The sequence below is a fragment of the Kitasatospora sp. NPDC007106 genome (assembly GCF_040634455.1).
Lineage (GTDB): Bacteria > Actinomycetota > Actinomycetes > Streptomycetales > Streptomycetaceae > Kitasatospora > Kitasatospora arboriphila.
The window spans coordinates 1-10030 of the sequence record NZ_JBEYFP010000192.1; the positions used below are offsets into that span (position 1 = coordinate 1).

Consider the following 10030-nt stretch of genomic DNA (forward strand, 5'->3'; position numbering starts at 1 on the left):
GGGGCGGCGGGGCCCGGCCGCGGGGGCCGGGCGAAAGCGATTGGCGGACCACCCCCCTCAGTGCGCTAATGTATGTCCCGCAGCGAGCGCCACGGGCCCGGGAGAACCGGGAGCCGGGGCGGAAGCTCGATCCCCCATAGCTCAATTGGCAGAGCAGCCGACTGTTAATCGGCAGGTTATTGGTTCGAGTCCAATTGGGGGAGCTCGGGACGGTCCTCGTGGCCGCCCGTTCGTTTGCGGTAACAGCAGTCCCCCATAGCTCAATTGGCAGAGCAGCCGACTGTTAATCGGCAGGTTATTGGTTCGAGTCCAATTGGGGGAGCTTCACCCGGAGTACTGGGTGATCAGCGCAGAGCGAAGGCCCTCCGTCACAGCCGGGGGGCCTTCGTGTTGCCCGCGCCGTTGCGCCGCCGTCGGGCGGCCGGGCAGGCCGGGGGTCAGGCCGTCGCCCGGCGGTAGAGCGCGGACACCCGGTCGTCGAAGGTCACGCTGTACGAGACCTCGTCCTCGTAGCCGCCCTGCTGGTAGCCGCCGATCACGCCGATCACCGCGCCGTCCGCGGTGAGCCAGGGGCTGCCGCTGGTGCCCACGCTGTAGCCCGTGCAGCGGAAACTCTCCTGGGTGGGGCTCTGCGAGGCCGTCCGGGTGGCGCAGGTGATCGGCTCCTCGCTGTCGTTCGGGTAGCCGGTGACCGAGACCGGCAGGCCGAAGCCGCGGCCGGTGCCGAGCCGGTTGCCGCCGAGCACGTCCTCGATCTCCTGCCCGTCGACGTCGGCGACGGTGAGGAAGGCCACGTCGTACTCCGGATCCTCGGAGTCCGTCCAGTGCTCGTCCACGGTGATCCCGGTGAGCGGCCAGACGCCGTACGGGGTCCGGCCGTCGCGCAGGCCCGGGGCGAAGACCAGGCCCTCCTCGCGGCCCCGGTCGAGGGTCTCCACGCAGTGGGCGGCGGTCACCAGCAGGTTGTGCCGGGGGCTGCTGACCACGCTCGCGGTGCACATCCGCGGGCCGTCCGCGCTGCCGAGGAAGAGCGCTCCGATCCGGTCGCTCGCGGTGTTCCGCGGGGCCGGGTGGGAGCCGGGGGTGTCGGGGCCGCCACCGGGCCAGGCGCAGGAGGCGGTCGCCCAGCCGACGGCCGCCAGCAGCAGTGCCAGGGCACCCGTCCGCCGCCTGCCTGCCATCAGCCTGTCTCGCTTCCCTCGCCGCCGAGCCGCGGATGCGGGCCCCCGCAAGATCTAATCAGGACCCTCCGGAGCCGCGCCAGAGATGGCGGCGGGGCCGGCCGACGGCCGGGACGGGCGGCGGGCGCCGACGGCGGGAGTGCGCGGGCGTACCCGGATGCGCACCCGGCGCGCATTCCGACTGATCGACCGGCTATGCTGCCGGTGACGGCCCTGAGGGGCCGTCTGCTGCTGCAAGGGCCTTCGCGCCGCTGCGGCAGGCCGGATCGGGGGGCGGTAGCTCAGCCGGTTAGAGCAGGGGACTCATAATCCCTTGGTCGTGGGTTCGAGTCCCACCCGCCCTACCTCCGGCCCGACGGCCTGTCAGCCCAGAAGGGCATCTGACCAGCCAAAACGCCCAAGCCGGTGATTCCCACTCTAGAGCACCGCGCGGCCCGCGAGCCGCGCACCACGCCGGGATTCACCCGCCCGTGGAGGTCGCTCCGGGCCGCTGCCGGACAGGGATCCGAATCGGTTGGCGGACCGTCACCCGCGAGTCTCCGCCCGTGCCGTGCCGGCGAGTACCGAAGTGGGAGCATCCGGGGAAATGGCTGACGGGACGGCCGAAGTGGCCGAGTTCGACTTCGGCATCACCCGACTGGCAGGCGAGTTCCACCAGGACTGGCGCAACTCCGCAAGAACGCCCGGAGGTCTGGTCCTCGCCTGGATCGGCGACCTCGGCGAGTCGCGCACGGAAAGGTGTCCCGCCTTCTCGACGACGCTCGGAGAATTCTCGGATCGGGCCTGTCGGCGGCGTCGACGGAAGTCCTATGGAACACCTGTGTCCCCTCCGGCGGTCCGGCCGGGCTCTTCGGCGAGGACGGCAGGGACTGGCTGCTCCGGATCTCCGACATCGCCCGGAGCCGGCTCGTCGAGCGCACCGGAGCCGAGCCCGGGGCCCCGCCGGACTGCCGGCACGATCCGCTCCCGGTCCTGGTGACGAGCTGGATCGGGGAAGCGGCAGTGGGTTGCGGCTTCGTGCGGCCCGGGGTTCCACCGGGCGCGTTCCTCGCCGCGTGGAACGACATCGCCGGGAACGTCTGCCCGGAGCTGGCGCTGCGCCTTGCCGTCCGCAGCCTCCTCGGCTCCGACCACCCCGTCCCCGCCCGTGTGTACGAGGCGATGGACAGGCAGGGTGCGGTCTACGGCTACGGCGACTTCCTGGTGTCCGCGGTGGAGTACCTGGTCGGCGACCGATCGGCACCGACCGCGGGTGCCTACTGGGGCGCGGTGAAGCGGTAGCCCTCGTCGAGGAGGACGGGGAGGTAGGTGCGCAGGGCGGCGATCGTCTGGGAGCGGTCGCCGCCGCCGTCGTGGTTGAGGACGATCGAGCCGGGGCCGATGGTCTGCAGCACGCGCTGGGTGATCAGCGAGGTGCCGGGGCGGGCCCAGTCCTGGGGGTCGACGGACCAGCCCATGGGGCGCATGCCGAGTTCGGCGCAGATCCGCAGGGAGGCGTCCGACCAGTCGCCGCCGGGGGCGCGGAACCAGGTGGGGGTCCGGCCGGTGGTGGTCCCGAGCAGGTCGGAGGTGCGGAGCAGTTCGTCGCGGACCTTGGCGTCGGTGATGCCGCGCAGGTCCGGGTGGCTCCAGGTGTGGTTGGCGATGTGGTGGCCGTGGGCGGCGATCTCGCGGACGAGGGCGGGTTGCCGTTCGGCGTTCTCGCCGATCAGGAAGAAGGTGGCGCGCAGCCGGTACTGCTCCAGGACGGACAGGACTATGGGGGTGTGCACCGGGTCCGGGCCGTCGTCGAGGGTGAGGGCGACCAGCCGGTCGTCGGAGGCGAGAGAGAAGAGCGGGTTGCTCACCTTGCGGGGCTGCGGCGGCACCGGCCCGGAGGCGGGGCTCGCCGCGGCGGGGGCGGACGAGGCCGCGGGCGGTGCGGACGACGCCGGGGGAGAGGCCGGGTCGGAGGGCAGGAGGCCGCCCGGTGCTGCTCCGTCGCCGCCGTCGTGCGAGGCCAGCTGGCACCCGGCTGCGGAGAGCAGGCCCATCCCGGCGACGCTCAGCAACAGCCGACGGGACATGATCTGATGATGTGACAGCATGACGGATGCATGCCCGAGGCTGCAGCGATGGCGCGCCGATTCCCGCAGCTACACTCCAACGGCCCAGCGCCCGCCCCGGGCGGACCGTCGCGGCCGGGGCCGCGACACTCCGACGCACGCTGGCGGGACGCCCGGACCGTCCGCCGCCACGTCCCCCGCACGGGCGATGACCTGCGGTGGCGGCCTGACGGGGTGTGAACCACGGTGGTCACGGCGCATCCGCGATCCCTTGCGCCGGCACCGAGGCCGGCTGTCGCACGGACGCGTCGGAAGGAAACCCCCATGCTGCCCAAGCGCATCCTCTTCGCCGGAGCGGCCGGCGCCGCCGCCCTGGCCATCGCCATCCCGGCCGCCTACGCCGATCCGCCCACTGGTCCCGGGAGCGACGACCAGAGGGTGTGGACGGAGCAGGCCCCCGCCGACAAGGCCCCGGAGAAGGCGCCCGGCTCGACCGCCGAGCAGAAGTCCGCCCCCGAGGACCACAAGGCCGGGACGAAGTCGGACACCAAGTCCGGAAGCACGTCCGACATGACCTACGAGAGCAAGTCCGAGAGCAAGTCGGAGAGCAAGTCGGAGAGCAAGTCCGAGGGCAAGTCCGAGGGCAAGGACTCCGGCAAGGAGACCAAGGCCGAGGGCTCCTGGGCGGACAAGGCCCCGCACGGCGGCGTCCACACCGGCGGCGGCGGGATCGCCGTCTCCGGCAGCGGCCTGGCCACCGGCGCGGCGCTGCTCGCCGGCGGTCTCGGCGTCGGCACGGTCGCGCTGCGCCGCCGCCGCGGCTCCGAGGCCTGATTCCCGACCCGCCGGCACCACCCCCGCGGCGCCGTCCCGTCCCCGGGGACCGCGCCGCCCACCGGCCGCGTCCGGCCGTACCCGCCCCGGAAGCCGGGCACGGCCGGACGCGTCTTCCCTAGAGGATCCGCAGGACCCGCAGCACCCCGTGAGAGGCGGCCGCCATGGGCCAGCAGACATCCGGCACCGGTGAACGGCCCGCGGGCAAGGACCCCGGCCGCAGCCCGCTGCGCTGGGCGATGGGCCTCGCCGCCGTCGGGGTCTTCGTGATGTACCAGTCCGTGGAGACCACCCCGGCCGCCCCCACCTCCACCGACGGCGGCCCGGCGGCCGTCGCGAGTGCGAGCCCGGTGCCCACCGCACCGCCCTCCCGGACCACCCCGGCCGTCCCCGCGATGTCCCGCTCCAAGCCGGTGAAGCTGCGCATCCCGCAGCTCTTCGTCGAGGCCCCCTTCACCGAGCTCGGCCTCACCCCGACCGGCGGCCTCGCCGCCCCGCCGGCCGACGACCGCAACCTCGTCGGCTGGTACAAGGACGGCCCGACCCCCGGCGAACGCGGCCCCGCGGTCGTCGCCGGGCACGTCGACACCACCAAGGGCCCCGCCGTCTTCCTCATGCTGTACGTGCTGCGCCCCGGCAACCCCGTCGAGGTCACCCGCGCCGACGGCTCGGTCGCCGTCTTCACCGTCGACTCGGTGCAGACCTTCGCCAAGAACGCCTTCCCCGACCAGCTGGTCTACGGAGACACCCCTGACGCCCAGCTGCGGCTGATCACCTGCGCAGGCGAGTACAACCGGGCCACCCACGACTACGCCGACAACGTGGTGGTCTTCGCCCACCTCAGCTCCACCCGGCCGGCCTGACGCAGGCCCCTACCATGGCGGGATGCCGCTGCCCGCCGACCTGCCGACCCCGCTCACCCCGATCCAGGACCCGGTGCTGTCCCGGGCCGGCGTCGAACTCCGGCTGAAGCGCGACGACCTGCTGCACCCGACGGTGCCGGGCAACAAGTGGCGCAAGCTCACCCCCAACCTGGAACACGCACTCGCCGAGGGGCACACCCGGCTGGTCACCTTCGGCGGCGCCTACTCCACCCACCTGCGGGCCACCGCCGCCGCGGCCCGGGTGCTCGGGCTCTCCTCGGTGGGCGTCGTCCGCGGCGAGGAGCTCGCCGACCGGCCGCGCAACCCCTCGCTGGCGGCGGCCGAGGCCGACGGCATGCAGCTGGAGTTCGTCGCCCGCGGCGCCTACCGCGAGCTCGTCCGCGACCTCGGCCGGCCGCTCGCGCAGCGCTGGGGGCGGTGCCTGGTGCTCCCCGAGGGAGGTTCCAACGCGCTCGCCGTGCGCGGCACCGCCGCGCTGCCGGCCGAACTGGGCGACCTGGACGGGCGGGACACCGTCTGCTGCGCGGTCGGCACCGGCGGCACCCTGGCCGGCATCGCGGCCGGACTGCCGCCGGGGGCACGGGCGCTCGGCGTCGCGGTGCTGCGCGGCGAGGGCTACCTGGAGGAGGAGGTGGCCGCACTGCACCGGGCGGCGTACGGACGCACCTTCGCGAACTGGCGGATCGACCACGGCCACCACGGCGGCGGCTACGGGAAGGTGCCCGCCGCGCTGGAGGAGTTCGCGGCCGGCTTCGGCGAGCGGCACGGGATCGGCGTGGAGCGCCGGTACGTGGCCAAGGCGCTGCAGGCGGTGTACGGGCTGGCCGGGACGGCGGCGCTGCCGCCCGGCAGCCGGGTGACGCTGGTGGTCACCGGGCTGCCGGACGGCCCGACGGCCGCCGGGACCGGCCTCAGCCGTAGCTGAGGTCGGCGCAGAGGTCGCTGTCGGCGGGCCGGGTGTTCGAGGAGATGCCGGTGGGGATGCCGCTCGGCAGCGCGACCGGGCCGGAGGTGTCGCCGGAGGCGTGGTCCTGGCCGAGGGTCAGGACGAGCCCGTCGGCGTCGGCGTCGGGCCGGACGGTGGCGCCCGGGTAGAGCGCGGCGAGCTGCTCGGCCGCGGCCTTGTGGCCGGGGGAGTAGCCGACCGTGGTGGTGTTCCGGCCCTTGGTGTTGGCGCCGAGCACGACCTCGCGGTAGCCGTGCGCCTTGAGCGCCGTCGCGGCGCGGCCCGCGGTGCCGGTGGCGCCGGAGGCGTTGTGCACGGTGACCGGCACGCCGGTGGCGTCCGGTTCGGCGGCGCGGGTCTGGCCGGGGGTGGCGGAGGGCGAGGCCCCGGCGGACGGCGAGGCGGTGGCCGACGGCGTCGGCGCGGCCGGGGCGGAGGGCGTCGCGGTGCCGGCCGGGGCGGTGGCCTGGCCGTCCAGGGTGCGGTCCTGGCGGAGCAGCTCCCAGAGGGTGTCGACGTCCGGGTGGACGAGCGCGACCCGGGCGCCCGCGTACTCCCAGGGCACGGTGACGAAGGAGATGTCCGCCAGCTTGATGTCCTGCAGCGACTGGGCGAAGGTGGCGAGCTTCATGGCGCTGCCGAGCTCCTCGTCGACGGTGAGCGAGCGGGTCGCGGCGTCGGCGAGCGGCAGCAGGGTGGTGAGGTCGAAGCCCTGCCCCTGGACCTTCTTGATGAGCGAGGAGAGGAAGGCCTGCTGGCGCTTCATCCGGCCGATGTCGGAGCCGTCGCCGAAGCCGTGCCGGGCCCGGACGTAGTCGAGCGCCTGCTGGCCGCTGAGCGTCCGGCGGCCCTTGGTGAGGCGTATGCCGTAGGAGTCGACGTCGTTGGGCACGCACACGTCGACGCCGTGCACCGCGTCGGTCATGGCCGCGAAGCCCTTGAAGTCGACGACGATCGTGTGGTCCACCCGCAGGCCGGTGAGCGCCTCCACGGTGTTCTGGGTGCAGGCCGGGTTGCCCTGCGGGTAGAGGCCGACGGTGAAGGCCGAGTTGAACATCTGGTTGGTGCGCTCGCTCGTCCAGGTGCCGTTCGGCAGCTTGCACGAGGGGACGGTGACCAGGGTGTCGCGGGGGATGGAGACGCCCACCGCGTGCCGGTGGTCGGCGTAGACGTGCAGCAGGATCGCGGTGTCCGAGTGGCCGACGCCCTCCTCGCCGCCGCCGAGGTCGCCGTTGCCGTCGGAGCGGGTGTCGGAGCCGAGCAGCAGGATGTTGACCGGACGGCCGCCGCCCTTGGTGGTGGGGCCCGCCGGCGGGCGGCTGGTGGCGATGCCGTCCGCGGAGAAGGTGCTGATGTTCTGGTCGAGGCGGTGGTAGAACCAGGCGCCGGCGCCGGCGGTCGCCAGCACCAGGACGGCGGCGGTGGCGCCGGCGATCCGCGCCAGGCGGCGGCCCGTCCCGCGGGAGGACGCGGCGGACCCGCTCTTGTCGGTCATCACACAGTTGCTCTCTGTACGGCCGTGCCCGGCCCGGAAGGGAATTGGCCGGCACTCCTGTGTGCCCCCACCAGAAAGACGGCCCGGCGGGCCGTTCGGTTACATGCGGACCCGATCGGATACGGGCTCTTCCGGCCCGGATCCGATCCGATCGCCCCCTGTGTCGCGCTCCGCCGGTCAGGCGGGCGGCACGGCGCCGGCCAGCATCCGGCGGAGCAGGTCGCGCAGCTGGATCCGCTCCTCGGGGTCGAGGGCGGCGAGCGGCTCGCGGGCGAAGTGCAGCGACTCGCGCAGCTCCACGGAGGCGGCGGTGCCGGTGCCGGTGGCGGCGACCAGCTTGACCCGGCGGTCCTGCGGGTCGGCCTCGCGGGTGACGAAGCCGCGGGACTCCAGCCGGTCGACGATGCCGGTGATGTTGGACGGCTCGCAGCTCAGGGTCTGCGCGATGTGGCGCATCGGCATCGGTCCGCGCCGCAGCAGGGCGAGCACCTTGGCCTGGGCGCCGGTGAGCGAGCGGGCGGCGGCGGCCTCCTCGTACTCGCGGTGGAAGATTCCGACCAGGTTCGCCATGAGGTCGGTGACCTCCAGCGTGACCGGGTCCGTGGGCGGCTGCTGCGTCTCCATGCCGTCCACTGTACCTGAACATTTGACAACATGAACTATTCGTGTCCACGATTGCTTCAGTAACTCAACCTTTCAGGTGGATGCACCACGGAGGCAGCAATGGCAGAGCAGGCGATCCCCACCACCGGCCGCGAGTGGCACCTGGCGGCGCGCCCCGTCGGCCGGCCCGTTCCGAGCGACTTCGCACTGGTCGAGGCGCCCGTCCGGCAGCCCGGCCCGGGCGAGGTCCTGGTCCGCAACGCCTACCTCTCGGTCGACCCGTACATGCGCGGCCGGATGAACGACGTCAAGTCGTACGTCCCGCCGTTCGCGATCGGCGCGCCCATGGACGGCGGCGCGGTCGGCTACGTCGTCGCCTCCGCCGCGGAGGGCTTCGAGGTCGGCGACGCCGTGCTGCACGGCCTCGGCTGGCGCGAGTACGCGACCCTGCCCGCCGCGCAGGGCGTCAAGGTCGACCCGGCCCTCGCCCCGCTCTCCTACTACCTCGGCGTGCTCGGCATGCCCGGCCTCACCGCCTACGCGGGCCTGCTGGAGGTCGCCTCCTTCAAGGAGGGCGACACCGTCTTCGTCTCCGGCGCGGCCGGCGCGGTCGGCTCGCTGGTCGGCCAGATCGCCCGCCTCAAGGGCGCCGCCCGCGTCGTCGGCTCCGCCGGCTCCGCCGAGAAGGTCGCCACCCTGACCGGCTCGTACGGCTTCGACGCCGCCTTCAACTACAAGGACGCCCCGGTCGCCGAGCAGCTCGCCGCGGCCGCCCCCGAGGGCATCGACGTCTACTTCGACAACGTCGGCGGCGACCACCTGGAGGCCGCGATCGGCGCCCTCAACCCGCACGGCCGGGTCACCCTGTGCGGTGCCATCGCCCAGTACAACGAGACCTCCGCGCCGGCCGGCCCGCGCAACCTCGCCCTCGCCATCGGCAAGCGGCTGAACCTGCGCGGCATGCTGGTGCGCGACCACGCCGCCCTGCAGCCGCAGTTCGTCGCCGAGGTGGCCGGCTGGCTGAAGGACGGCAGCCTGCGCTACGACGAGACCGTGGTCAAGGGCGTCGAGAACACCGCCGAGGCCTTCCTCGGCCTGCTCCGCGGCGACAACACCGGCAAGATGGTCGTCGAGCTCTGACCTGCTGACGCCGTGTCACCACCACCCCCGCGGGCCGCTGCCCGCGGGGGTGGTCCGCGTACGGGCGGATCGGCGAACGGCCTGGTCGCGGCGTCGACGGGGCGTCAGCGCCGGTCGCCGCGGCGGGTGATGGTGCGCCCGCGGACGGAATAGGTCCGTTCGGGGGAGAGCACTTGCAAGGGGGTGGACCTGATGGGGGATTCGACTAGCATTGGGTGAAAGCTTGTCCGTTTTGCTCAATTTGATTACCTAATGTCGAGTAAGTTGAGCGTCACGGTGGTAGGCAGTACCTGCCGGCAGGTGGCACGAGGCAGCTGGGGAAGGCGACCCTCGTCCACAGCCTGGAGGTCCCGGTGACGACACGTGGTGTCCTGTACATCCACTCCGCGCCCCGCGCGCTGTGCCCGCACGTCGAGTGGGCGGTCGCGGGTGTGCTCGGCGTGCGGGTCAGCCTCGACTGGATCCGCCAGCCCGCCGCGCCCGGGCACTGGCGTGCCGAGCTCTCCTGGCAGGGCGAGCCCGGCACCGCCTCGCGCCTGGCCTCGGCCCTGCGCGGCTGGCAGCTCATCCGGTACGAGGTCACCAGCGACCCCTGCGCGAGCGCGGAGGGCGAGCGCTACAGCTCGACCCCGAGCCTCGGCATCTTCCACGCCGTCACCGGCATCCACGGCGACATCCTGATCCCCGAGGACCGGCTCCGCGCGGTGCTGCTGCGCGCCCGCACCGAGGGCGGCGACCTGGAGGCCGAACTCGCCCGGCTGCTCGGCAAGCCCTGGGACGACGAACTCGAACCCTTCCGCTACGCCGGCGAGGGCGCGCCCGTCCGCTGGCTGCACCAGGTGGTCTGACCGGCCGGGCCCGCGCACGCGAAAGGGGCGCGGGGACCGCGCGACCGTCGGGGC

10 protein-coding genes and 3 tRNA genes are annotated in these 10030 nt (G+C 73.5%); 9 read left to right on the plus strand and 4 right to left on the minus strand.

Features of this window, described 5'->3' with window-relative positions:
• The first annotated feature begins 130 nt into the window (after window positions 1–130).
• Window positions 131–203, plus strand: a tRNA-Asn gene (locus tag ABZ641_RS17275).
• 46 nt (window positions 204–249) lie between these two features.
• A tRNA-Asn gene (locus tag ABZ641_RS17280) sits at window positions 250–322 on the plus strand.
• 115 nt (window positions 323–437) lie between these two features.
• On the opposite strand, the gene ABZ641_RS17285 is transcribed toward ABZ641_RS17280, so the two are convergent.
• On the minus strand, window positions 438–1181 hold the full coding sequence (locus ABZ641_RS17285) for a trypsin-like peptidase domain-containing protein (RefSeq protein WP_344622667.1): 744 nt from the start codon (window positions 1179–1181) through the stop codon (window positions 438–440).
• Between the two features lie 270 nt (window positions 1182–1451).
• On the opposite strand from ABZ641_RS17285, the gene ABZ641_RS17290 reads away from it, so the two are divergent.
• Together ABZ641_RS17290 and ABZ641_RS17295 are read left to right on the plus strand one after the other, a co-directional pair.
• Window positions 1452–1525, plus strand: a tRNA-Ile gene (locus ABZ641_RS17290).
• Between the two features lie 394 nt (window positions 1526–1919).
• Window positions 1920–2462 carry a hypothetical protein gene (locus ABZ641_RS17295; RefSeq protein ID WP_359982718.1) on the plus strand — a complete coding sequence of 181 codons (543 nt, stop codon included), beginning with the start codon at window positions 1920–1922 and terminating at the stop codon, window positions 2460–2462.
• On the opposite strand, the gene ABZ641_RS17300 is transcribed toward ABZ641_RS17295, so the two are convergent.
• Window positions 2438–3247: a polysaccharide deacetylase family protein gene (locus ABZ641_RS17300; RefSeq protein WP_344622669.1), complete on the minus strand. Its 810-nt coding sequence runs from the start codon at window positions 3245–3247 to the stop codon at window positions 2438–2440. The two genes, ABZ641_RS17295 and ABZ641_RS17300, sit on opposite strands and share 25 nt — an antisense overlap.
• Window positions 3248–3550: 303 nt before the next feature.
• Between ABZ641_RS17300 and ABZ641_RS17305 the strand changes: the two genes are divergently transcribed.
• From ABZ641_RS17305 to ABZ641_RS17315, 3 genes are all read left to right on the plus strand, one after another.
• Entirely contained in the window at window positions 3551–4060 is a 510-nt protein-coding gene (locus ABZ641_RS17305; protein WP_359982721.1) for a hypothetical protein, read from the plus strand.
• Window positions 4061–4224: 164 nt separating this feature from the next.
• Window positions 4225–4923, plus strand: a complete 699-nt coding sequence (locus tag ABZ641_RS17310; protein ID WP_344622671.1) for a class F sortase — start codon at window positions 4225–4227, stop codon at window positions 4921–4923.
• A gap of 22 nt (window positions 4924–4945) precedes the next feature.
• Entirely contained in the window at window positions 4946–5869 is a 924-nt protein-coding gene (locus ABZ641_RS17315) for a pyridoxal-phosphate dependent enzyme (RefSeq protein WP_359982724.1), read from the plus strand.
• Here the strand turns inward: ABZ641_RS17315 and ABZ641_RS17320 are convergent.
• Complete coding sequence (locus ABZ641_RS17320; RefSeq protein ID WP_359982727.1) at window positions 5856–7385, minus strand: LCP family protein; 1530 nt, start codon at window positions 7383–7385, stop codon at window positions 5856–5858. The genes ABZ641_RS17315 and ABZ641_RS17320 overlap by 14 nt on opposite strands.
• Window positions 7386–7562: 177 nt before the next feature.
• Window positions 7563–8009 carry a MarR family transcriptional regulator gene (locus ABZ641_RS17325; protein ID WP_344622674.1) on the minus strand — a complete coding sequence of 149 codons (447 nt, stop codon included), beginning with the start codon at window positions 8007–8009 and terminating at the stop codon, window positions 7563–7565.
• 99 nt (window positions 8010–8108) lie between these two features.
• Between ABZ641_RS17325 and ABZ641_RS17330 the strand changes: the two genes are divergently transcribed.
• On the plus strand, window positions 8109–9128 hold the full coding sequence (locus ABZ641_RS17330; RefSeq protein ID WP_344622675.1) for an NADP-dependent oxidoreductase: 1020 nt from the start codon (window positions 8109–8111) through the stop codon (window positions 9126–9128).
• 353 nt (window positions 9129–9481) lie between these two features.
• Window positions 9482–9976, plus strand: a complete 495-nt coding sequence (locus ABZ641_RS17335; RefSeq protein WP_263105508.1) for a DUF3145 domain-containing protein — start codon at window positions 9482–9484, stop codon at window positions 9974–9976.
• Window positions 9977–10030: the final 54 nt, after the last annotated feature.

Bases quoted from the DNA above. Each gene is read 5' to 3' on its own strand.
- ABZ641_RS17285 (WP_344622667.1), bottom strand. From the start codon at position 1,181: ATGGCAGGCAGGCGGCGGACGGGTGCCCTGGCACTGCTGCTGGCGGCC.
- ABZ641_RS17300 (WP_344622669.1), bottom strand. From the start codon at position 3,247: ATGTCCCGTCGGCTGTTGCTGAGCGTCGCCGGGATGGGCCTGCTCTCC.
- ABZ641_RS17305 (WP_359982721.1), top strand. From the start codon at position 3,551: ATGCTGCCCAAGCGCATCCTCTTCGCCGGAGCGGCCGGCGCCGCCGCC.
- ABZ641_RS17310 (WP_344622671.1), top strand. From the start codon at position 4,225: ATGGGCCAGCAGACATCCGGCACCGGTGAACGGCCCGCGGGCAAGGAC.
- ABZ641_RS17315 (WP_359982724.1), top strand. From the start codon at position 4,946: ATGCCGCTGCCCGCCGACCTGCCGACCCCGCTCACCCCGATCCAGGAC.
- ABZ641_RS17320 (WP_359982727.1), bottom strand. From the start codon at position 7,385: ATGACCGACAAGAGCGGGTCCGCCGCGTCCTCCCGCGGGACGGGCCGC.
- ABZ641_RS17325 (WP_344622674.1), bottom strand. From the start codon at position 8,009: ATGGAGACGCAGCAGCCGCCCACGGACCCGGTCACGCTGGAGGTCACC.
- ABZ641_RS17330 (WP_344622675.1), top strand. From the start codon at position 8,109: ATGGCAGAGCAGGCGATCCCCACCACCGGCCGCGAGTGGCACCTGGCG.